Below are 22,355 nucleotides of genomic sequence, written 5' to 3' on the forward strand. Positions count from 1 at the left end.
TTTCGTGTTGAAAAACCGACGGGCAGTACGAAAGTGGAAAACAGGGCAGAGGACCACTAAACAAACACGGAACTACTGGAGCTCTGTGGTGAAAAATAGTGTCCTCCGTCACCGTTGTGCCTTAAAGAGCAGCTAACCATCATGACACAAACACGAAACTACTGGGGGCGCAGAGCACGCGGTAGACGCACAGAGTTTTTCTTATAAATGGAGACCCAGAGAGTCGGAGGACGGGTTTATACCTTAGCTGAGGAACGGAGCTGTAAGAGGCATTGGCGAGGATTTGAGATACCTGCCGGAGGCGCCAGCGAAGCAAGAACACTATTAAAAAAGGAAAGTATAGGGCCGCATAAAGGCCCGATTGCGAGAGAACCTACGATTTAGCGTACGGGTAATCCGAGTATCCAGGGTAAGGGTTTATCGGGTACGACGGGTACGGGTACGGGTAGCCCGGGTACGGGTAGTTCGGATACGTCGGCTCGGGGTATGAAGGCGTCGGGGTCGGCGAAGTCTTGCCCAGGATATATTCGATAGCCGCCTTCACGTTGATGCGGCCGTAGCCCGAGTCATTATTCGGGCACGAGTTCCCGTGCTTTGCCGTCTTCTCGAGGATCTCCTTCGCCTGCTGCGGCGTCAGCTTCGGGTTTGCCTGTGCCATCAGGGCGACGGAGCCGCTAACCATGGGGCAGGCCATGGACGTGCCGCTCATGCTTACGTAGTACGTATCGATAGCCTTCTTATTCATGATGCCCCTGGCCTTGCATGACACGATGTCCTTGCCAGGTGCGCATATTTCAGGCTTGATGCGGCCGTCGCTTGTCGGGCCGCGGGAGCTGAACGATGCAATATTATCGGACTTATCGGTCGCTCCGACCGTGAGGGCTCCCGGCGCATCCGCGGGGCATCCGACCGTCTTTTCGTCGGGGCCGCTATTGCCGGCCGCGCAGACGACGATCTTACCTTTATTCACCGCTTTCGTCACCAGGTCGTCCATAGCCTGCGAGTGCTCGTTCGAGCCCAGCGACATTGAGATGATCTTCGCGTCGCTGTTCGCGGCGTAGTCTAATCCCTTCATGATGGCGGAAAGGCTGCCGGAGCCGTCCTTGCCCAGGACTTTGACGCCGATGAACTGCACATCCGGGGCGACGCCCTTGTATTTACCGCCAGATGCGGCGCCGCTGCCGCCGATGATGCCGGCGCAGTGGGTGCCGTGGCCGAAGTCGTCGTAGGGCGTTTGATTATTATTGATGAAGTCCTTCCAGCCCACGACTCTGCCCTTCAGATCGGGATGGCCGGCGTCGATGCCCGTATCCACGAGCGCCACTTTTACGCCCTTGCCTGTGTAGCCGGTGTCCCAGAGCTGGGGGGCGCCGATAATGCCCGTCGCATCGTCCAGGGAAACATTGAACGTTATGTCTTTTTCGATGTATTTGACGTTCGATAATTCTTTCAGCTTATCGACATTGCCATCGGGTAGACTGATGGCAACGCCATGGATGGTGTCATAAGTGTAGAGTACTTCAGCGTTATTGTCTGTTGCGAATGACGCCACCCGGTCGTCTAACGCGCCGAATGAGTTAGCGCTGTCGTTAAAGACGACGACATACGTATTGCTCATCTTGTCGGCATTCCTTGCGGCGGGAGAGCTCGCGGTCACGAGCCCGGTGCCGGCCAGCAAAATTGCACAGAGGATCACGGCGGTTAGTAATAGTTTTTTAATTAGTTACCCCTCCCGGTGGTTGTATGCCTAGAAATTCCTGCATATTTTAAATACTTTCCTGAATAGACGAATTATATTTGATTATATGCTTTTTTAGTTCAATTTTTTGAATATTTTTATAAATTATCATAAAATATGGTATTAATTGCAAAATTAGCTTTTAATATCGCCTGTTTTTAACCTATAAACGTTAAATTAGATAGAATATGGGTGCCAGGGGAATGATATAAGAAAAGTTGCGATGTTTGCCTAAAATATGAAATTAATGAGACAGGTACGATTTCACGCACCCGCCTCACTAATTTCTAGGGGGCATAATCGATGCCTGGTTATACATTATTATATTTATAATTGTCGGTCATTGGATAACAAAATAGTATAACAACATAGTACAACAACATGGTATAACAATTATAAATGATGAGTGCGATAATATAAGCATAAATTACTAACGGGTATACAGGCATGGATGTTAACAGGAAAGAGCTATTGGACATCAAGGATGTGCTTAAAGAGAGCCCCCGCGGTATTACCGTTACGGAGATCTCGAAGGCGGTCGGCATGAACCGGCATTCCGTGGCCAAGTACCTGGAAGTGCTCGTGGCGTCAGGCCACGTCGATATGAGGTCTTTCGGCCCCTCAAAGGTCTACTACTTATCCCAGCGTGTTCCCCTTTCCGCCATGCTGAGCTTTTCCTCGGACGCTATCGTCATCGTCGATAAGGACCTGCTCATCCGGAATGCAAACGATAAGTTCCTGGAGACTATGGGCCTGACCCGTGAGAAAGCCATCAATCGGAACATCGAAAATTATATGAACCATATGCCAATGACCAGGAATATCCTGGAGCATATAGGTGAATCCCTCGAAGGAAAGGAGCAGACACAGGATACGAGCTATCGCCGGGGCGCCGACGAGGTCTACTTTTCGGTCAAATATATACCAACGATTTTCGACGATGGCGGCAAAGGCGTTACTATCATCATGAGTGACGTATCCGAACGGCGCCGCATCGAGAACGCAGTGCGGGAAAGTGAACACAAGTTCCGGGGCATGATCGGGCAGTCGACCGACGGCATTACGCTGTGTGACGAGAAGGGCGCGGTCATCGAATATAACGAGAGCATGTCCCGGCTTACCAATACTAAGCGGGAGAATGTCATCGGCAAGAATGTCTGGGAGATCCCATTCTTCATCCGGGCGTATGCCCAACTGCCGGACAGGCCGCCGGTATCGCTCAAGAAGTTCGTTCTGAATTTTCTAATGTCCGGGAAGTCGTCGATGAAGCACCGGCTGAACATCTTCGATATCCAGATGCCCTACGGCTCACAGCTCACGGTACAGGCGAACATCTTCCCGATCAAGTCGGATAAGGGCTATATGCTGTCCGCCATTGTCCGTGACATCACCGAGCAAAAGCAGGCGGAAGAGGCCCTGCGCCAGAGCGAGCAGAAGTTCCGCGGCCTGATGGAGAACATCAACGACATCGCGTGGGAAACGGATAACGAGGGACGCATCACCTATGTCGGCCCCCAGGTCAGGGATATCCTCGGATACGAGCCGGAGTATGTCGTGGGCAGGACGATCCTGGATTTCATGCCGGAAGATGAAAAAGCGAAATACCTAAAATACTACACGAAGGCGTACGCTCTACCCAGGATGTATAACCTTATAGTGTTCCTCTTATACCATAAGGATGGCAGTATCCACCCCATAGAAGTGAACGGCTCACCCGTATACGATGAAAAAGGCGAATTTGCCGGATATATAGGCGTCGTACGGGACATTACCATGCGGAAGCAGATGGAAGAGACGCTCGAGCTCATGAAGTTCTCCATCGACCACTCGGAAGAAGCGATCTACTGGGTGAAGCCGGACGGAGGCTTCTATTACGTGAACGACGCCGCATGCCGCATGCTCGGCTACACGAGGGAAGAGCTACAGAGCATGAGCGTCACCGACGTCGACAAGAACATTAAGGCCAGTAACATACCCCGCCAGTTCGGGAAGCTTAATAAGATAAAATATTGTAAGTTCGAGACCGGGCACCTGACAAAGGACGGCACAAGCATACCGGTAGAAGTCACTCAGAATTATCTTGAGTTTAACGGCCAGGCCTATAACTTTTGTTTCGCCAGGCCCATATCACGCGGCAAATGATCACGCCCTACATCCCTGTACGAACCTATCGAGCCTCGCCTGTTTCTTCCCTGGCAGCAGGTCCTCGTAGCGGACCCCGAACTCGCGCAGCAGCATGTAGACCGGCCGCACGACGTTATCCACGTACGCGTCCACGTCGTATGCAAGCGGCGCTTCCCGGGCCATCTCCAGCGGCACGGCACGATTCTTTCCCGTGACCACGTACTCGATCTTGCCGCCCACCCGGACCCGGCGCCCGCTGCCGGCTAGCTTTTCCGCGGCCACGCAATGGTGGGGCATCGCCTTATATTCCTCGGGGCGCCGTGACAGCTTTTTTATGATCGCCAGGTCGTCGGCCCGCACGTGGCCGCCCACGAGCCGGGCTACCTGCCCCCGGACGTATGCGACGGCCGCCGGTACGGCCTCGGCGAACTCTTTCTTATCGTGGGCGGCGGCCAGCATCTCCAGCACTGTCTCCTGCGTGTCTTTGGCGATCCGCGCCCGGTCCTGCCGGCGCACCTCGAGGCCCCTGACCAGCGGCTCGCCGTCCACGCTGGCAAAGTACTTCTTCTTGAGGCCCTTCGAGCATCCCGGCCGCTCCGGGAGGAAAAGCACCCACCTGCACACGTGCTCGAGTTTTAATTCCATGCCGAGCTCTTTCGTTATCCGCTCGCTGAAAGCCCGGTAATCCCGGGCCGGGCTGTTCCGGTGGAGGAAGAGCGAGTCGGTATCGGCGTAGATGACGCTAAAGCCCGCCTCCTCGGCCATGTCCCGGGCCTTCAGCAGATAATACCGGCCGAAGGCCGGCACCGAGCGGTTGCCGTCCACGGTGCGGAAATTATTCAGGGCGAACTGCATGTAGCCGTAAGGGCTCACGAGCTGCATCTTCAGGGAGCGGCTGAGCACGTCCAGCTTCCGGTACTCCGCCGACGCCGGGTCGAGCTCGCTCATCGCCCGCTTCACCCGGTCCCTTTCCTCCAGCACCCGGCCGAACACCTCGGGATAGACGCCCCGGCGCCGGGCGCAGATGTGGAAGCCCAGGAAAGGCACCTTTTCCCCGTGCTCTCGGCAATACTCGTGGCGGCAGTTGATGGTCTCGGGGCTGATGTTGTGCTTCACGAAGATGCGGGGGAAAAGCGAAGCGAAGTCCAGTATGGCCACGTCCTCGTGCAGGCCGGCCACGGGCGTGATGACGAGCCCGCCGTTCTCCTTGACCGACTCCACCAGGGGCGTCTTGAAGCCCTCCGGGTACTCGGCCGTGTCGGGTATGACCGTCGTCCCTATAAGGGCGGCGTTCACCATGGAGGCGTTCATGAAGCCGTGCTTTTCCCGGCACACGCTGTCCAGGGGCATCATGCACCGCTGGCACCACGACGTGAACATGGGCAGGCGCTCCACGGCCAGCTCGTACACCCTGGCCGCCTCGCTCTTTTCGGCATGGCCGGAGAACTCCTTATCGTAGACGGAGTCGAGAGTCAGGTCGGTGCGCTTGAGGTCGGCGTCCGTGCGCGCGTCCTTCCACAGGTCGAGGATGACCCGCCCGGGCGCCCGTACCTGCGCCGCCTGCCAGTGCGTGATCCGGGCATTTGAGGCATGCAGGCCCGTGCTCCAGGGCACCCTCCCGAAACGCAATGTCAGGCCGTTCGCCCGCGCCCGCAGCCCGAGCAGCGGAAGCTGCATGTTGTCCGCGTCGAACAGCGCCACGACGTCCGGGTCTCGCTCGTCCAGCGCTTCCTGGAGGGCCTTGATCATGACGGCCTCGGCCCCTTTCAGCACGGTCTCGGCCGTGCCGTCGAATAAGGAAATGGATATCAGGCGGCACTTCGCCGGGTCGGCCGGGCCGAACGTACAGTTCACGGCCAGCACCCGGAGCTTCGACGTATCGCATGGGCCGGCTGCTGATATAGCCTTTAATATGCCCTCCCGGGCCTCGAAGTCCACGATGGAGTGGGGCGGGACGCCCCGCAGGTAGTGCCACTGGAGACCGGGAAGGAGCTTCGCCTCGGCAAAGCTCACGTTAGCGGGAGAGCGCTGCCTTATCTCCCGCATGGTCTCCTCAGCCTTACGCTCGTCCAGCAGGAACGCCCGGATGACCGGCACCTGCTCCGCGGCGTAGATGGATTGGTAGCGAGGGCTCGTCTCTATCCGGGAGACGTTTTCGTGCTGCGCCACGGCGCTCTCCACCAGCGCGGCGTTTCTCTCCGGTATGACGGCGAAGGACGGCCGGAAGTCCCTGTCCTCCAGGCAGACTATGCCACCCTCCGTCCGTATCCACAGCAAGTACGCCCCGGGCCGGCCGTCCGCGGACGGCCGGTGCCAGGTATCGACCAGGATGCCCTGCATAGTCGACCCATGCGCGGGGGAGTAGATAAGGCAGGAGGCACGGGCGCCGTGAAAATATTCTCGCCGCGACTTTTACTGGAGAACATTAAGTATCCACGTTCGTAAAAATTGTTAGAGGGAAGATTTATGGCAGTTTGTATGGTATGCGGCACCGATTACTCGGCGAGGGGAGAGATGCTGGACATCGGCGGCACGAAATATAAGGTATGCGGCGACTGCGCCGAGAGGGCCCGCTCGAACCCGGCGAACTTCATGGCCGACATCAAGAGGCTCAGCGAGACGAACCCGGCCTACCCCGTCTGCGACGCGTGCGGCCGGCGGCATTCGGACAGGTGCGACACGGTCCAGTTCGCGGGCACGAACTTCAACGTCTGCGGGTACTGCATACCCGAAGTGCGGGAGAACCCGGCGGACTTCCTGGCGGGTAAAAAGGGCACCGAGCCAGAGTGACCGTACTAGTGCAGGTCATCTCTTTTTTTCTTTAGGTGCTCATAGCCCTTACAGGTAATTGGCTTCATCGAGCCCCGGTCGTCGAGCGTAAGCCCTGCTTCGACGGTCCTGCCAATGACGGTGAAATCGACATCCTTGACCTTATCCAATCCGGAGGGGTCCAGTGTGAACAGCAGCTCGAACTCGCCTCCGAAGCAGACAGCCATATCCAGCAGCTCTTCCCGGCTTTTTGCGAGCCGGCGGGTCGCTTCGAGCAGCGGAAGCCGGTCGGCATCGACTAAAAACCCGACTTTGCTTGCGTTCGATAATTCGTATACTGATTTGCCGAGGCCGTCGCTGACGTCCATCATGGCGGTGACCTCTTTATAGTTAGACAGCCGCATGCCTTCTTCGACCCGTGGCTTCGGCCGGAAGAAGCGCTCTATGAGCACTTTTTTATCCTTTTCCGGGGCTTCCCTGCCTTCGATAAGGGCTTTATAGGCGGCGGCCGGCGTGCCCAGGTATCCGGTGACGCATAACAGGTCCCCGACCCTGGCGCCTGAGCGGAGCTTGAGCTTATCCTTTTTCACCCGACCCAGGGCCGTGGTGACCAGGGTCAGCTCGGCGTGCTGGTCAGTATCGCCGCCTACGATGTCGGTACCATAGGTTTTCGCGCAGTCCCTCATGCCCCGGGCCAGCCCGTCGATGAAATCGACAGCCGTATCGCCCGGCAAGCCCATTGCGACGACCACGCCGATGGGGCGGGCGCCCATCGAGGCCACGTCGCTCAGGCTCACCGCCACGCTCATCCAGCCGACGTCCTCGCCCGACATCTCCCTCGGGAAGTCCGTTGTCCGGTGGAGCATGTCGGTCGTGACGACCAGGTAATCGCCGCCGTCCTCCAGCACCGCGCAATCGTCGCCCAGATAGCCGGAATCCAGGATCTTCGCGATGCGCCGGATTATCCCGATCTCCCCGATTTCGTTGGCCTTTAATTCCTTAATCTTCGTAATAGCGAGCCCCTCGAACCTTTGACCGCGGCGTCAACTTCGTCCGCCATCGCGTAATAGTCGTCTCCCGCCAGCAAAATAGTTGCGTACTCGACGCCACCCTTATGGAGAAGCGTAAGGGCAGCCTTTATGGCCGCTTCGGCACCGGCGTCCGACCAGACGTATACGTCCGCCCTCGCCGGCAAGCTGTCATAGCGCGTGAAGGCGAACATGGACGGATGCCTGTTAACGTTCACGAAGGCACGATCACGGCGGACATTAAGAAATTCAGGGATGGCATACCGGTCAAGCTGCTCGAAAACGTGGAAGGCAGAGCTTTGATAGCGCCCCACAGGCATGGGTATGCCCCGCGTGAAGGACCACAGGCTCATGGGAGGCTTTATGGGAACGATATCAACGTCGTATTCTTTTGTCATGGCTTCGAGCTCGATCATTGTGCCCTCGAGACTGAAGCCGCATTGCTCATAGAAGCCCAGGTTCGCCGCGGTAGAGGCTACGGTCACGGTATCGCAATCGTGGCTTTCGGCAAACAGGAACGCCTTATTGACGAGGGCGCTGCCGATACCCTCGCCGGTATGGCCTTTTCGCACGTAAAGGAGCCCTATGTGCAAATTTTTCCCGTAATTTGCTCCCTCGCTACCTGAAAACAGCTCTATTTCGCCGACTAAGTCATCGCCATCCATGGCTACGAACGGATACTGGTGCTGCAATAAAAGATTATTAAGATGTACCGAACAGGTCTCCACGCTCATCCACGGGCCGCCGAAGCCCCAGTGCTCGCCCGACGATAGATTATTGTATGGCACGTCCACCTGCTCCCCGTCGAGCCTGCGGTACCAGCGCCCGATATGGGACCGGTGTATTTCACTGATACCCGGTGCATCGTCGAGCTGCGCTTGCCGTATCTTCACGCCTTTATTTTCTTTATGAGCCATGCCATGTTCATCGCGAGGTTGCGTACTGTGCGAACGGCCTCTTCGTCATCCTTCACGTCCTCCGGGTCCAGGCCGTAGCCCACGTTCCAGTAGGTGCTGCCGGGCACGATCATGCCGTTGATGAAGAAGAAATAGTTTAATTGGGCGAAGGTGAAGTTTGCGCCGGCCCGGCGGGCGACGGCTATGGCAGCGCCGGCCTTATGCTCGAAAGCCCTCGTCTTCATGCCAACGTAGCCGGCCCGATCGAGCAGGGCCATGATCTGGGGCGTGGCGGAGCCGAAGTAGACGGGGCTCCCGACGATGATGCCGTCCGCGGCCTTCATCTTCTCGAAGATCTCCTGGAAGTCGTCCTCGATACGGCAGTTTAGTAATTCACCGCATGCGTTGCAGGCTTCGCAGGGCGCGACGCGCTTGTCGTCCAGGGGAATTAGTTCGACCTCGATGCCTTCCTGCTTCAGGGTCTTCAGCGCTTCGTTCACGAGATAGCGCGTGTTGCCCACGGGGCGCGGGCTTCCGACAATGCCGATGACTTTTGCCATAGGAGATTACCACACACACTAAGGCATTACGAGTATATTAAAGTAACAAGCTTATGTAGTTTTGACCCGTACAAGTCCGATAAAATGGCCATCAAAGGTGTGACGATGAAAGTACTGGCGTTTAACGGAAGCCCGAGAAAAGAATGGAACACGGCAACTCTGCTGAAGAATGCCCTGGATGGCGCTGCCTCGCAAGGCGCGGATACGGAGCTCGTACACCTGTACGATCTGAACTTCCAGGGGTGCAATAGCTGCTTCGCCTGCAAAAGAAAGAACGGTAAAAGCTACGGTAAATGCGCTTTAAAAGACGACCTCACGCCGGCCCTCAAAAAGGCCGCCGAGGCAGATGCCATCATCATGGGATCGCCAATTTACATCGGGTATGTCACAGGCGTGATGAAGTCGTTCCTGGAGCGGCTGATATATCCATACCTGGTTTATGACGTGGAAAGATCGTCGCTATTTAAAAAGAAAATACAGACCGGGATGATATACACGCTGGGAGCTCCGGAGATACGGGTAAAGGAAATGGGCTATGATTCCAATTTTAAGATGATCGAGATGCTGCTGGCAAGAATGTTCGGCTCATCGGAATCGCTGGCCGTTTACGATACGCTCCAGTTCGACGACTACTCGAAATACGTCGCGTCCTCGTTCGACCCCGCGGCGAAGGCAAAGAGGCACGAGGAAGTATTCCCGCTCGAATGCAAGAAGGCGTTCGATATGGGAGTGCGCTTTGTAAAGAACGCTAAATGGGTATGAGAGCATATGATCGCAAACGAGACATTAAAGATCATCAAGCAGCGCCGGAGCATCCGTAGCTATAGGGAGGAACAAATCAAGGATGAAGAATTAGAAGCCGTCCTCGAGGCGGGGGCTGTACGCTCCGAACGCGGGAGACCAGACGTGGCATTTTACGGTGGTCCAAAATAAGGAAATGCTGGACCAGCGGCGAAAGAGGCGGCGAAGCAGATAGATATGCCGCATCTCCAGGCGCTCGGGAATAATGAGAAGTTCAATTGCCTCAACGGTGCGCCAACACTCGTCATCGTCTCCGGTCACGAGAAGTCGCCCGTACCCCTCGATACGGACTGCGCCGCCGCTACCGAGAACATGCTGATCGCCGCCGAATCGATCGGGCTGGGGTCGTGCTGGATATTCTTTGTCACGATGGCGTTTTACTCGCCGCATGGACCTGAATTGAAAAAAGAGCTGAAGATGCCGGAAGGCGACAAGCCTTATGCCTCCGCGGTTTTCGATATCATAAAAAATGCTTTAAAGCGTGATGACCTTCTTCCTGGCTATTCCGTTCCACCGGCTGGCGAACGGCCCAGGGTCCACTCCAGGGAATGTATCGATGATGCAGACGTCGCAGGATCTTACAGCCTTATCCAGCTTCCGGAAGTCGCCAAAATAGACGTCCAGCTCGACATTGCCAGACGCCTTCGCTACCAGTACCGGCTCGTCGCCGACCCGGGGTAATGTGGAGGGATCGACGATACGCTCGACCTCGACGCCCAGGGCGTCGCTGTTCAACTCGATATTCAATAAAAGGTTCTTAATGGCGGGAAGCCATGCATCGTTCAGGACGACCTTTTTTGCCCCGCCCATTGCAGCCAGAAGACCCAGCGTCCCGACGCTTGCGAAGCCGTCGACGATGACGCCGTCGTCCAGCAGCCCGTCCAGGAAGAGCTTTTCGATGGCTTTGATCTTTACGGAATTATTACGCCAGAACTCGATATGGCAGTCGGCCTGGCCCCGGTACAGGCAAACGTCGCCCAGCATGCAGGATATGACATCGGCCCTCATGTCGCAGCCCGCCATCAGCTCGTATACGTGCGGGTTCGAGCCTATGTCCAGGATGCCGACGCTATCGGAAGGATTCCCCTTTCGCTTCAACACGCCCTTGATCTCGGGAACCTCTTTTAGAATGCGCCGGGCGACGGCCTTATTGACCCGGTCGACAACCATGACGACGCTCTTCGAGTGCAGATGCGGAGCTTCGGTCATCGTCGCGCCGAACACGATCAGCGGCGTGCCTACGTCCTTGAGCGCCGCGCTCGCGTCTTTTTGCCCTTCCTTGATCAGGATATCCAGCACGTGGGCCATGACATAGTCCAGGTGGCGCTTGCCGCAGAAAGGACAACGCCCATAATTAGTGTCGATATCAAGGCCAAGCTCGACGAGGGGCGTGAACTTATCCAGCGGCTTATCGCCCCGGCACTGTGGACAGGGGGCGTAAATCGTAAAAGCCTGCCGGAGGACCTCGTCGGCGGGCCGGATACAGTCGAGGCTTCCGCATGTCGGGCATTTGCGCGTGACGAGCATTACAGTCAGATAAGCGGCGCCCGTATAAATGATTTCGGTCTTCAACAGGCTTCGGGCAGCTCCACCACGATACGGCAGCCACGCCGATAGTCCCCGGGCACCCGGTCTTCAGCCCATATGCGGCCCTGATAGCTTTCTACGAGCGTCTTCACGAGCCCCAGGCCCAGCCCCGTCCCCATTGACCTCATTTTTCCCAGTGACAGCCGACAAAAAACCTCGCCTTTACGGCCATCCTGGATGCCGGGCCCGTCATCTTCAAAAATGATACGGTGCCAGTGGTTCGAAGAAGATACGCGGATGGCGATATTCAGCGGCTTTTCGGGGCTTGAATGCTTGATGGAGTTACCGAGGATGTTCGCGAAAATGTCTTTAAGCAGTTCGTTCGCCTTTACGAAGCATCCATAGACCGGCTCATAGTCGACGCGTATATGCCGATCCGGCTTATGCCTGGCATCGTCCGCAGCCTGCCGGAGCACTTCGCCGATGTCCATGACCGCCGGCACCAGCGTACCGGCCTTCAGGCGCTGGAGCTTCTTCACGTTATCGATGAGCCGGGCGCTGTTCCGCATTGTCTCTATCGGCTTCTCCAGGAGTACCGTATCACTTTTTTCCAGGCCGCCGCCCGCGTTCAGCTTTTCCATCGCCAGCTCCAGAAATCCCATGGCGACCTGGTTCATATTATTAATGTCGTGGCTCATGAAATCCACGTACAGCTCCGCCTGGGCCTTCGACTCGGAAAGCGCATCCTCGGTGCGCTTTCGCATGATGATCCTCCAGACGCCGCTCATGAGAAGCGTAAGCTGGCGCAGGTCGGACGTGTCATAATCCGATGCCTTATTTCCAACTTCGGCAACGGCCACGATGCGCCCGCTATCATAGACCGGTATGCCCATGAAACGCGTGATAGGTATGTGGCCGTACGGGATGTTCTTTGCACGGAGATGATCGTAATTGTTAAAAATTACCGGCTTTCTCCGTAAAATGGGCTCGACCCAGAGGCCGCCATTCTCTATACAGACCGAGTGCGGCCGGTCAAGGATGCCGCACTCCTCTTGAGTGCCCTTCGACCAGCTATGCATTATCAGCATCTTTTCATCCGGGCTTAAGGCGCCCATCCACCCGATCTGGCTGCCCGTCAGGCGTATTGCCTCTTCCAGTGCAAAAGCGATAATATCCTCCTCGGAAGAAGCGGCCCTGTCGTTCAGCGCCAGCAGCGCCTCAAGCCGGGCCTCGTCCATACGCAGCGCCTCTTCCGAGCGCCGGTATTTTTCTACGAAAGCCTTCAGCCGGTAAAAAGATGTAATGAGCTCCTCCCTCGCCATATTCTCCGGGTCCATATCCGGAAATAGCGCACTATCCATTTATCCATACCCCCGGTGAATATTAACGTGTTATTAATATATTATAATTACTATTAATTAGCCAGAGATACGTTTGCAGTGCTAGCCGTGGCCACAGTGGACGGTTTTACTGAAGACCCATCTTAATCGGCTGCCTGAGAAAAAATCTTAAATACGTTGGCAATGAAGTGAGATAACGTGGCGGACGCGGCTTTTATATCGGACAGGGGCAACGTCTTCGATGTTGTCTTCAGGGAATTCGGCTTCACCTGCATGCAGATCGTACCGCAGGCGTTCGGCTCGCCCTTCTGCCAGCCTACTAAGCTGCTCATCGTGCCGTCGGGATTCGCAGACCCCAAATATTATAAAATATTACCGGCGCTGGAACGGAATAGGGAAAAGATAGCCCGCTTCATCGAGAATGGGGGTATAGTGCTGGCATTCGGCGCTATGTGGGATGGCTACGAGTATGACTGGCTCCCCATGAAGCTCAAATATAAAATGCAGTTCAAGACGAGGAACGTCAGACTTATTGATCAGGGCAGCCCGGCCGCGCTGCTCGTCGAGCCCGGGGAAAGGGACTGCGATGGCTACTTCACAGAACACGATGGCGATACTGTCATGGCGCTGGATGACGGCAGGCCCGTACTGGTCTATAAGAAGTATGGTAAAGGCCGCATCGTCGCCTCGGCGCTGCACGAGTATCCGTCGAAGCGATTCGTCGAATGGGCCTGCTCCGGAGAGCGAGAACCGTTGACCATCTGAGGCGATACCATGCCAAAGGACGCGAAAGACATCAAGCAGATGTTCCTGCAAAAAAAGCCCTGCCAGATCTTATTGGCCGCCAGCCGTATCGACAAGCCGTACATCTCGATCTTAATGAAAGAGGCGGACACGACCTTCGGGCATACGACCAACATCCTTTCGGATATGGAGGCTTACGGGCTGATCGAGCTCATAAGCGAGAGCCGGATGAAGTACGTTAAGCTGACCGGCACGGGCAAAGAGCTGGCCCGATCGCTTAACACGGTCGAAAGCCTGCTGGACGGCAAGGCCGTTCTAAAAAAGCTCTCGAACCTCGAAAAAAGCATCGACCGGCTCGAAGCGAATATCAAGTCGGAGATCAAGGACGAAAAGTCCGAAAGGGCCCGGGCAAAGCGTTTACACGAGATATCGGTCCGCTGGGCCGCCATCGGCGAGGAGGCCGCCCGGTATAATAACGCCGGCCTGGCGCTCGCATTGTCCCGCACGAAGGAACGCCTCGACTACCTGGAAACTAAAATACAGCCCCACGAAACCATACCGCAAGATACATGAAGGCCGTGGCAGGATATTAACCGGGATAATAGTTTCACTATGCTAGCTCGTTAAGGGTTTATACGGGCGAGCCATAAAATCGGTTGGTATTGCTGATGAACTTCATACACATGGCGGACATGCATCTGGGCTACAGGCAGTACGACCTGGAGCAGCGTTTTATAGACTTCGGCCAGACATTTAAGCAGGCCGTCGAGTATGCCATCGCCAATAAAGTTGAATTCGTCCTGATCACCGGGGACCTTTTTGACAAGCGGAGTATCAACGCCCCCACGTTCATCCAGGCAAACCACGTATTATCGCTGTTAAAGCAAGCCGGCATTCCCTGCATCGCCATTGAGGGAAACCACGACCGCCGATTTTTAAAGGATGGCATGTCCTGGCTGGAGTCGCTCGAATGGGAAGGCCTGCTCAAGGTAATTAAAAATTACGATGGCAACCTCATGGGCGGCTTCGTGGACGTCGGGAAGACGCGGATATTCGGGCTGGGCTTTTCCGGCTCCATGACCTCTGCGGCGATACCAAGAATAAAAGAGGAGATCACGGCCATTAATGCGCAATCGCCGCCCGAAAAAACCATACTGATGCTGCACGCGGGCGTGCAGGGCAAAATGAAATACGGCATTGCCGGCGACGTGACCTATGAGGACCTTTGCCAGCTCAAGGGCACCGTCGATTATCTTGCCCTGGGGCATTACCATAGCAGATACGAGATAGACGATTGGGTTTTCAACCCGGGTGCTCCCGATACATGTTCCATCACAGAGGCCAGTGAGCTTAAAGGCATTTATCACGTTACGGATAGGGGAACGAAATTCGTCCCCCTGAACATTAGAAAATTCATTGTTTTACCCATAAAGGTCGATGAATATAAGGACCCCGATACGCTTATCGACGCCATCCTGGAAAAGCTTTCAAGATACGGCAAATGGGAAACCCCTGTCATAAATGTCATAATGAAAGGGACGCTTAGCTTTGACAGGTCTCACCTTAACATCGATACAGTCATCGAGACCATTAAAAAGCAGTCGAACGCACTCTACGTTGACGTGCGCTTCGACCTGATGAACGACGAGTTCAGGATAGCGTACCTTGAATCCGACGCGTTTGACCGTGCCAGCATCGAGCGGGAGGTCTTCCGCCGCCTCGCAAGGGCCGACAGCGTTCTCTCAGGAAACAGCGACCTCTTCGCTGCCTCGCTCGCGGATGTAAAGAACCTGGCAGTGAAAGGCGCCGATGAGAAAACGCTTGACGAGATGGTACGTAAGATCCACGCCGAAGTGAAAAACGCCCCGCCAGAGCCTCAAGACGTACCGCTTGCAGCCGAGGTCATCGTTAAACAGCCCGAGCAGGAGATCCCTGCGAAGCCGGCAAGAAAGCACGGGAAAAAGGCGCAAAAGGCCGGACAACGGTCTCTCGACTGGAGTGAGGGACAATGATCATTAAAAAGGTCTCGCTTAAGAACATCAAGAGCTACGGCGAGGACGTCATCGAATTCAGCGAAGGCATTACCAGCATCCATGGCCTTAACGGCGCGGGCAAGTCCACGGTCCTCGAATCCATCGGGTATGCGCTCTTCGACTCGCTGCCCTATAAACAGGACGAGTTCGTGCGTAAAGGCGAAAAGTCGGGAGAGGTCTCGGTGACCATCGTCGGGATGGACGATATCGAATATACCATCACCCGCAAGTGTGGTTCCTCGCAATCCTACGCGATACGCGGACAGAACGGCATCCAGATGGAGGGCAAGGAAGACGTGGGCGTGAAGCTCTGCGAAATCCTGGGGTACCGGGTGCCCGATATAAGCCAGCTCCGCTCGCTATTCGAGAACGCCGTTGGCGTACTTCAGGGCACATTTGTCTCGGAGTTCCTTGAAAGCGCCAGCAGGAGGAAAGGCATCTTCGACCCGCTGCTGCGCATAGACGAATATGCCACGGCCCATAAAAACCTTCTCTCGTTGAAGAATTATGTAAAAGACAGCATCGATGAGATGGAGAAGGAAATACGGTACCTGGAAGGAAAAAGCGAGCCGCTAGAGGCGCTGAAGCTCGAAAAAGAAGGGCTGGAAGGGCACATATCCTCATTGAAGGGCGAGCAGCGGGAAAAAGACGGACAGATACGGCTCGCGCTAAAGGAAAAAGAGCGCTACGACGGCATGGAAAATACTCTGCGCGACCTGGAAAGTAAGCGAAAAGTCGTTTTTACGGATGCCCTGTATAAGCGGGCCTATATCGACCGCATAAAGGCCGAGCTTAAAAATTCGGAAGAGGCTCTGCGAAAGCTGGAGCAGAATGAGGCGGCTTTCAAGTTATACTCATCGAAGGCGGCGGAAAAAGAAGCCCTGGAAAAACAGCGGGCTGAACGGGACGAGCTATTGAAGAAGTCGAACGACATTAACGCCTCGATGCGCGAGCTGGGCGTGAAACTGGCAGAATGCGAGCGGTCGCTCAAAGAGATGGAGACTTTTGAGCTGGAGATAAAGACGCTAGAGCCGCAGGCGCTCGAGCAGGATAAGCTGGATGCCGAGGCCAGGCGCCTCATGTCGGAGATCAATTCCAGGGACCACGAGCTGACCCAGCTCCGGGAGCGGATGAAGCCTCTGAAGACGGTAAAAGGCAAGATGTGCCCCGTCATGTCTGGCGTCGAATGTAAGAGCGTTACGGATTTCCAGAGCTATTATAACGCGGAGATTTCCCGTATTACGGCCCTTAAGACGGGCCTGGAAGAGAGCCTTAAAGTTGTACTGGAAGGGCAGAAAGCGCTGAAGGACCCGAAGCTATTGCTCAACACGAGAAAAGAGGCCTTGAAGAAAAAGAGCGAACGGATATCCGAGCATAAGAGGCTTCAGGCGCTGATGGCCGATAAGCAGGGAGAGCAGGTTAAGCTCGTACCGGGCTTAAGCGCTTTCGCTGCGCTCGAAAGCCGGCTCAAGGCCGTCAACGACGAGCTGCGCAGGCTCAAGCCCGCCTGCGACGAGTATCAGCAGAATATCCGGATAGCCGGCCTGGCTACGGAGCGCCAAAAGGAGCTTGATTCGGCGGCAGGCGCACTCGAGAATAAGGAGGCCGAGCTGAAAGCGATCGAAAACGCCCTACAGGAGACAAAGGCAGGCTATGACACAGACGCTCATGCCTCCGCCAGATCGTCTTGTGAAAAGCTCAGGGCGGAGCTTGCTTCCCTGGGAGCGAAGATCGAGGCGGCCGGTAGCCGCATCGGGGCCATAAATAAAGAGCTGGGAGCGATCGAAGAAAGCCTGAAAAAGATGGCGTCCATGAAGGAAAAGCGCACGTCCGAGATCGATTATCTGGCTTTCGTCGAAAGGGCACGCGAAATTATACGCATGGCCGGCCCTGAGGTCATCCGCGTCTACATCGACCTGATCTCGAAGGAAGCGACCGACATGTACTGCGAGATAGCGGGCGACCGGCGCTTTGAGATCCGGTGGACTGCGGACTATGACATTCTTTTGATCGAGGACGGCCGGGAGAGGACCTTCAGGCAGCTGTCGGGCGGCGAACAGATGAGCGCGGCCCTGGCTGTCCGGCTGGCCGTGCTGAAGATCCTTACGAGCAGTGAAATCGTTTTCCTTGACGAGCCGACGCAGAACCTGGACGAAAGCCGCCGCGAACATTTAGCCGAGGAGATCATGCGCATCAAGGACTTCCGGCAGATGATCATCATCTCCCATGACGATACGTTCAACGCCAGCCTGGAGAATGTCATAGAAATAGAAAAGCTGAACGGCGAAAGCAAGGTGAGGAGGCGAAATGCTAGATCTCAGGCTACTCTCCCGTGAACTGCTGGACCGGAAGGACGACATCCTGGACTTCGAGCAGAAAGAGTCCGATGTCCTGGATAAATATCGTGAGAAGCTGCCTATGCTGGATACGCTCGGCAGGGAAGCGAACGCACGGCTTCCACTATATTCGGGAAGTAAAATTCTGGAAGAAGGCCCGCTCTTTAAGCCATTTAAAAAGAGATTCGTTAACCGTACTGAGGCTACAGACTGGGCCCTCGAAGTGTTGAGAGGTAAAACCATCGCGGCCGTCGACGGCAGCCAGGTCTTCGCCTCCCGTCGCTATTCCGTGCCCATCGGGCTGACCCAGGCCGGGCTGGTGGTCAATAAGCATACGGGCACCGACGGCTTTTCGACAGACTATAAGATGTCTCTGATTACGCCCTCAGAATTCGAGGCCTATAAAGGCATGTCGGCTTTTTCGGAAACTCCAGTGTCGCTCAGGCGCCACGAGCTCGAGTGCGGGCAGATATGCAAATTCATGCGCTCTAGCCCCGGGAACCTGGTATTTTTAGACGGCTCGCTTGTTCTCTCTTTCATCAACGAGCTGGCGGACGAGACGATACGCAAAAAGTACGTCGACGCGATCGTCAACGTCCTCAAGACTTCCGGGGAAACCAGAACGCCTGTCGCCGCCTATACCGATATGCCGCTCAACAAGGACATCGTCACGCTGATGAAGAAATATTTCGGGCTGCCGCCGGTTACTCACCTGTCCGACGTACACCTCATCCGGGGAAGGCTCGACTGGGCAGACAGGACTCGCGTTTTCACTTCAGACCGGGACGATAAAGGCCGTGAGAATAAGTCAGTCCTGGACCTGTATGGGCAATACAGGGATGCGGTCGCCTTCTTTTATATCCAGGCATCTGGCGGTCTGCCCTCGAAGGTGGAGTTCCCGAAATGGGCCTATGACGAGGGCCTGACTGACCGTATCGCCGACGTCGTGAGGGCAGAATGCATTATACGTCCGGGTTATCCGGATATCATCCACCGGGCGCACGAGTACACAGCAATCAGCCAGGACGAGGCCGGGCAGTTTAGCCGTATACTGGATCACTTCGCGGCAGTGAATCAAATAAAGATATACAAGAGCGCTAAAGAAATAAATAAAAGGAGCACTTGAATCAAACTTTCGTATAAATAGCCCCGATGACCTTGTTTTTATCAAAGACAACGGTTGTATTATTTAGAATTACCGAATAGAACGATCCCGTATCATCCTTTAATACGACCAGGCCCGTCATATTGGTGCTTTCATTGACGGTGAATCCCAGGTTTTTGAATGCTGTCTGATTCTCTGGAGGGACGAAAAATTGGACCATCGTTGTCTTTGCGGTTAAACTGGCAATTACCGGAGAAAATATCATTATTATAGCTATCGAGGCCATCGCGATAAAGAACAAATATAAGCTGCATTTTAATATGGTGTATTTGTAATCGCCTGAATTTTTATATGAGTCCCGGATACTATCAATATCATCGGGTTTAAAATGGAGAAGTCGAGGATTAAGGACGAGAACACTATAATAGATACTGGTGATAAACAATAAAAAAGGTATCAATAGCGATAAATTCCATGGGAAGGGAAAGGTTTTATTGTCAATACCAACGAGAGCTATTGCACCAGTATATATTGCAAGGACACCCGACACCAGCGATAGTAGAGATTTCGCAGTATCGTTAAGAAGCCCGGGAGAATTTTTTATAAGCTCCTGTCCATAATCCAGCCATTTAGTCTCCCAGGGTGGTACTGCATTTCTTAAGTGTTTTTCATTATCAGTAATATCAATTTTTTCCGGGGTCATTTATTTACCACCCGGTAGTTAAATCGATAATAGGTATCACACGCTTTATGATACACACAACCTGAAAAGGAGACCGGGCCTTCATTGCCGTTGTCTGGTGTATCATGTTTTTTATAAAACAGACTAATAACAAAATTTATTACCACCGTAGCCCAATTTTTAAACATCAATAAAAATTTGATCGATGGAGGTAGTTCATAGGCGTTTATAATGTTTTTAGTAGCGGTTGGTGGGGTTTTCGTAAACATATACCCTGTTTGTAAGTCAGGTATAGTGTATTTAATCTTTTTTCCACAAGTGCAGCAACATAAAATAATAGTATGATCGGATTCGGCCATCTCCTGGCACGTACATTCCTTTTTTGGTTCCTTCTTTAATAACCCCTCGAGCATGTGAACACCCTCGAACTCTAAATATTATTTAAGCATTTATTTGTTTAATAAAATATCGTTATATAATATATCGGTTTATAACCGATTAATTACTTTCACCATGCATAATCGAAAACGTTTTCACTTCTCCCTCCTATAGGCTATAGGTGTATAAGGCATGAAGGTAGGGTCGATCGTACAGGTTAAGTCTTTTTCCGATTATATGGCGAAGGTGCCGCTGGAGGAGAGCGACGGCTACATGCCGGCGTCAAAAGTACCCGCCGGGACGTACGTGTCGATAAAGACTGTGCAGGGCTCAGTCATCGGCATCGTGACCGGCGTGCAGCACGAGATAAAGGAAGACGTGCTGCCATTCTTGTCCGAGGAAAAGCAGGAGGTCTTCGCTCCTTACGTCAACGATTACCGGAGCTCTTATCTGGCGATCCATGGCATCGGGAACGTGCAGGGCGGTAAAGCCTCGCAAAGCCTGGGCTATGCGCCCGTCGTCAACGACGTCGTGGAGCTTATGGATAATGAGGAAATAAGGGCTTTCCACACGCCGGGCGGCAGGCCGAGCTTCTCATATTATCGAAAGCTGTCGTCGGCACTGGACAACGAGACGCTCTGCTGCGCAATCGATCACGTGGCCGCCGCCGTGCCGGAATGTAAGCCCCTGCTGGCCGCCCTTAAAAAGCATACGGAGAATAAGGCATGAGGCCCATCGGCAACGTCCAGAGCGTCGAAGAGAACGACATCCGCTTCATCTCGTCCATGAAGCTGAAGAACGGCGACTTTATCGCCTACCAGGACCGCTGGGTCACGCCGGACCGCTTTATCCTGTGCCGCGTCAAATACGCCCAGTCGCTGAAGCCATACCCTGACGAGTTCCTGTTGAATAGTGACCTGAATCCGAAAGCGATACTCGAGTTCAGCGGCATAGATACGGAAGATTACGATAAGTACCTGATCACCGCCTCGATAGTAGGATACTTCAACGAGTCCATAGGCGAGTTCAAGCATCCCAGGACTATGCCGGACAACGGCGAATCCGTCTACCTGGCCGGCCAGGAGCTGTTGAAAGACGTCAGTAAGGCATCCGCAGGCCAGCGCGGCTCAGCGGCCATCGGGATGGTCCTCGGCACAGACGTGCCTGTTGTCTTAAGCGTTAAAGACCTGGTCAGCCAGCACCTGAGCATCATCGCGGCCACGGGAAGCGGTAAAAGCTATACCGTGGGCGTCCTGCTAGAGGAGCTCATGCGCCCGAACAACCGGGCAGCCGTGCTGGTCGTGGACCCGCATGGCGAGTACTCAACGCTTACTGCTCTCCAAAATATCAAAGACTTCCGGGAGGAGGAATACCGCCCGACGGTCAAAGTCCTGCGCAAGGAGAACATCAAGATCAAGATCACCGAGCTTAAGCTCGACGACTTCATGAGCATACTGGAAATGACGGACAAGATGGAGACTTTTTTTGCCAGGGCATACTATGCGCTGCCCGACAGGGCGGACTTCCGGAAGGCCGAACTGCTCAACGAGATCCAGGCGCTGCGCAACGACAGTAACCAGTCCACCATCGACGGCATCGTCTGGCGCTATGAGAGTAACATCATGAGCCGCCCGATCTTCGACGACTTCCAGCACATGCAGCTTAAGGACCAGTTCAGCGTGGGGCAGCTATCCGTCCTCGACCTGAGCGGCCTGTCCCAGAAGGAGCAGCAGCTTATCACGGCGGTACTGCTGCGGCGGCTGTTCGATGCGAGAGAAGGCACAATTAACCAGCATTATAATGAAAAGGATGAAAAATACCTGCCCTATCCGGCCTTTGTCGTGCTCGAAGAGGCCCACCGCTTCGCCCCGCAAAATGGCGAGGCTAAGTCTAAAAATATTCTGAAGACCATCCTGTCGGAGGGCCGGAAGTTCGGCATCGGCGTCTGCATGGTCTCCCAGCGGCCGTCCAAGCTCGATAGCGACTGCCTCTCCCAGTGCATGTCCCAGATTACAATGCGTATAATCAACCCGATCGATAAGAACCAGATCGCCGCCAGCATCGAGACCATGAGCAAGGACATCCTGGACGAGCTCCCGGCACTGGCTAAAGGCGAGGCGATCATATCAGGCGTGGCGATCAATACGCCGACGCTCGTAAAGGTCCGTGCCAGGCTCACGGAGCACGGTGGCATCAGCCGTGACGCGCCGGAAGAATGGCTGGAATACTCGAAGAAAACTGTTGCAGCTAAAGTACCTGCGGCAGCCCAGAAACAGCAATATAAGCTATTTTGA

At 54.7% G+C, this 22,355-nt stretch carries 18 protein-coding genes and 1 pseudogene; 11 read left to right on the forward strand and 8 right to left on the reverse strand.

Annotated elements, in window-relative coordinates:
• Window positions 1–373 precede the first annotated feature (373 nt).
• A complete protein-coding gene (locus VMC84_RS01340) occupies window positions 374–1,696 on the reverse strand; it encodes a S8 family serine peptidase (protein WP_325377381.1) in 1,323 nt (440 codons plus the stop codon).
• 489 nt (window positions 1,697–2,185) lie between these two features.
• On the opposite strand from VMC84_RS01340, the gene VMC84_RS01345 reads away from it, so the two are divergent.
• Window positions 2,186–3,880, forward strand: a complete 1,695-nt coding sequence (locus VMC84_RS01345) for a PAS domain S-box protein (protein ID WP_325377383.1) — start codon at window positions 2,186–2,188, stop codon at window positions 3,878–3,880.
• Here the strand turns inward: VMC84_RS01345 and VMC84_RS01350 are convergent, their stop codons facing one another.
• Window positions 3,881–6,202: a DNA polymerase domain-containing protein gene (locus tag VMC84_RS01350; protein ID WP_325377385.1), complete on the reverse strand. Its 2,322-nt coding sequence runs from the start codon at window positions 6,200–6,202 to the stop codon at window positions 3,881–3,883.
• A gap of 126 nt (window positions 6,203–6,328) precedes the next feature.
• Here VMC84_RS01350 and VMC84_RS01355 point away from each other — a divergent pair, with 126 nt between their 5' ends.
• Window positions 6,329–6,652 (forward strand): hypothetical protein, encoded by a 324-nt coding sequence (locus VMC84_RS01355; RefSeq protein ID WP_325377388.1) that lies wholly within the window; start codon window positions 6,329–6,331, stop codon window positions 6,650–6,652.
• A gap of 5 nt (window positions 6,653–6,657) precedes the next feature.
• On the opposite strand, the gene thiL is transcribed toward VMC84_RS01355, so the two are convergent.
• The 3 genes from thiL to VMC84_RS01370 are packed head-to-tail and all read right to left on the reverse strand — an operon-like array spanning window position 6,658 to window position 9,115.
• Window positions 6,658–7,644, reverse strand: a complete 987-nt coding sequence (gene thiL / locus VMC84_RS01360) for a thiamine-phosphate kinase (RefSeq protein ID WP_325377448.1) — start codon at window positions 7,642–7,644, stop codon at window positions 6,658–6,660.
• A complete protein-coding gene (locus VMC84_RS01365; protein WP_325377390.1) occupies window positions 7,623–8,576 on the reverse strand; it encodes a GNAT family N-acetyltransferase in 954 nt (317 codons plus the stop codon). The genes thiL and VMC84_RS01365 overlap by 22 nt, the downstream gene beginning before the upstream one ends.
• Window positions 8,549–9,115, reverse strand: a complete 567-nt coding sequence (locus VMC84_RS01370; RefSeq protein WP_325377392.1) for a flavodoxin family protein — start codon at window positions 9,113–9,115, stop codon at window positions 8,549–8,551. Before VMC84_RS01370 ends, VMC84_RS01365 begins: the two co-directional genes overlap by 28 nt.
• 105 nt (window positions 9,116–9,220) lie before the next feature.
• Between VMC84_RS01370 and VMC84_RS01375 the strand changes: the two genes are divergently transcribed.
• Together VMC84_RS01375 and VMC84_RS13820 are read left to right on the forward strand one after the other, a co-directional pair.
• The gene (locus VMC84_RS01375; protein WP_349256728.1) at window positions 9,221–9,877 is read left to right on the forward strand and encodes a flavodoxin family protein; all 657 of its coding nucleotides are present in this window, start codon (window positions 9,221–9,223) and stop codon (window positions 9,875–9,877) included.
• Window positions 9,878–9,883: 6 nt separating this feature from the next.
• A pseudogene (locus VMC84_RS13820) lies at window positions 9,884–10,294 on the forward strand (nitroreductase family protein); the annotation flags it as partial.
• Between the two features lie 96 nt (window positions 10,295–10,390).
• Here VMC84_RS13820 and VMC84_RS01385 read toward each other — a convergent pair.
• The gene (locus tag VMC84_RS01385; RefSeq protein ID WP_325377398.1) at window positions 10,391–11,488 is read right to left on the reverse strand and encodes a hypothetical protein; all 1,098 of its coding nucleotides are present in this window, start codon (window positions 11,486–11,488) and stop codon (window positions 10,391–10,393) included.
• Complete coding sequence (locus VMC84_RS01390) at window positions 11,485–12,804, reverse strand: HAMP domain-containing sensor histidine kinase (protein WP_325377400.1); 1,320 nt, start codon at window positions 12,802–12,804, stop codon at window positions 11,485–11,487. Before VMC84_RS01390 ends, VMC84_RS01385 begins: the two co-directional genes overlap by 4 nt.
• Window positions 12,805–12,981: 177 nt before the next feature.
• Between VMC84_RS01390 and VMC84_RS01395 the strand changes: the two genes are divergently transcribed.
• The 5 genes from VMC84_RS01395 (at window position 12,982) to VMC84_RS01415 (ending at window position 19,022) form a co-directional block, all read left to right on the forward strand.
• Window positions 12,982–13,548, forward strand: a complete 567-nt coding sequence (locus tag VMC84_RS01395) for a hypothetical protein (protein WP_325377402.1) — start codon at window positions 12,982–12,984, stop codon at window positions 13,546–13,548.
• Window positions 13,549–13,557: 9 nt separating this feature from the next.
• A complete protein-coding gene (locus VMC84_RS01400) occupies window positions 13,558–14,100 on the forward strand; it encodes a hypothetical protein (RefSeq protein WP_325377404.1) in 543 nt (180 codons plus the stop codon).
• 95 nt (window positions 14,101–14,195) lie between these two features.
• Window positions 14,196–15,539 (forward strand): exonuclease SbcCD subunit D, encoded by a 1,344-nt coding sequence (locus VMC84_RS01405; RefSeq protein ID WP_325377406.1) that lies wholly within the window; start codon window positions 14,196–14,198, stop codon window positions 15,537–15,539.
• Window positions 15,536–17,896, forward strand: a complete 2,361-nt coding sequence (locus VMC84_RS01410) for an AAA family ATPase (protein WP_325377408.1) — start codon at window positions 15,536–15,538, stop codon at window positions 17,894–17,896. Before VMC84_RS01405 ends, VMC84_RS01410 begins: the two co-directional genes overlap by 4 nt.
• Complete coding sequence (locus tag VMC84_RS01415) at window positions 17,868–19,022, forward strand: DNA double-strand break repair nuclease NurA (RefSeq protein ID WP_325377410.1); 1,155 nt, start codon at window positions 17,868–17,870, stop codon at window positions 19,020–19,022. Before VMC84_RS01410 ends, VMC84_RS01415 begins: the two co-directional genes overlap by 29 nt.
• Before the next feature lies 1 nt (window position 19,023).
• Here the strand turns inward: VMC84_RS01415 and VMC84_RS01420 are convergent, their stop codons facing one another.
• A complete protein-coding gene (locus VMC84_RS01420) occupies window positions 19,024–19,704 on the reverse strand; it encodes a hypothetical protein (RefSeq protein WP_325377412.1) in 681 nt (226 codons plus the stop codon).
• Window positions 19,705–20,253: 549 nt separating this feature from the next.
• On the opposite strand from VMC84_RS01420, the gene VMC84_RS01425 reads away from it, so the two are divergent.
• Together VMC84_RS01425 and VMC84_RS01430 are read left to right on the forward strand one after the other, a co-directional pair.
• Window positions 20,254–20,790 (forward strand): hypothetical protein, encoded by a 537-nt coding sequence (locus VMC84_RS01425; RefSeq protein WP_325377414.1) that lies wholly within the window; start codon window positions 20,254–20,256, stop codon window positions 20,788–20,790.
• Window positions 20,787–22,355: an ATP-binding protein gene (locus VMC84_RS01430; RefSeq protein WP_325377416.1), complete on the forward strand. Its 1,569-nt coding sequence runs from the start codon at window positions 20,787–20,789 to the stop codon at window positions 22,353–22,355. The genes VMC84_RS01425 and VMC84_RS01430 overlap by 4 nt, the downstream gene beginning before the upstream one ends.

It is taken from the genome of Methanocella sp. (assembly GCF_035506375.1).
GTDB lineage: Archaea > Halobacteriota > Methanocellia > Methanocellales > Methanocellaceae > Methanocella.

What these genes read in the sequence shown, in the direction of transcription:
- VMC84_RS01345 (WP_325377383.1), top strand. Translation starts at nt 2,186, where the DNA reads ATGGATGTTAACAGGAAAGAGCTATTGGACATCAAGGATGTGCTTAAA.
- VMC84_RS01350 (WP_325377385.1), bottom strand. Translation starts at nt 6,202, where the DNA reads ATGCAGGGCATCCTGGTCGATACCTGGCACCGGCCGTCCGCGGACGGC.
- VMC84_RS01355 (WP_325377388.1), top strand. Translation starts at nt 6,329, where the DNA reads ATGGCAGTTTGTATGGTATGCGGCACCGATTACTCGGCGAGGGGAGAG.
- VMC84_RS01365 (WP_325377390.1), bottom strand. Translation starts at nt 8,576, where the DNA reads ATGGCTCATAAAGAAAATAAAGGCGTGAAGATACGGCAAGCGCAGCTC.
- VMC84_RS01370 (WP_325377392.1), bottom strand. Translation starts at nt 9,115, where the DNA reads ATGGCAAAAGTCATCGGCATTGTCGGAAGCCCGCGCCCCGTGGGCAAC.
- VMC84_RS01375 (WP_349256728.1), top strand. Translation starts at nt 9,221, where the DNA reads ATGAAAGTACTGGCGTTTAACGGAAGCCCGAGAAAAGAATGGAACACG.
- VMC84_RS01390 (WP_325377400.1), bottom strand. Translation starts at nt 12,804, where the DNA reads ATGGATAGTGCGCTATTTCCGGATATGGACCCGGAGAATATGGCGAGG.
- VMC84_RS01400 (WP_325377404.1), top strand. Translation starts at nt 13,558, where the DNA reads ATGCCAAAGGACGCGAAAGACATCAAGCAGATGTTCCTGCAAAAAAAG.
- VMC84_RS01405 (WP_325377406.1), top strand. Translation starts at nt 14,196, where the DNA reads ATGAACTTCATACACATGGCGGACATGCATCTGGGCTACAGGCAGTAC.
- VMC84_RS01410 (WP_325377408.1), top strand. Translation starts at nt 15,536, where the DNA reads ATGATCATTAAAAAGGTCTCGCTTAAGAACATCAAGAGCTACGGCGAG.
- VMC84_RS01415 (WP_325377410.1), top strand. Translation starts at nt 17,868, where the DNA reads ATGCTAGATCTCAGGCTACTCTCCCGTGAACTGCTGGACCGGAAGGAC.
- VMC84_RS01420 (WP_325377412.1), bottom strand. Translation starts at nt 19,704, where the DNA reads ATGACCCCGGAAAAAATTGATATTACTGATAATGAAAAACACTTAAGA.
- VMC84_RS01425 (WP_325377414.1), top strand. Translation starts at nt 20,254, where the DNA reads ATGAAGGTAGGGTCGATCGTACAGGTTAAGTCTTTTTCCGATTATATG.
- VMC84_RS01430 (WP_325377416.1), top strand. Translation starts at nt 20,787, where the DNA reads ATGAGGCCCATCGGCAACGTCCAGAGCGTCGAAGAGAACGACATCCGC.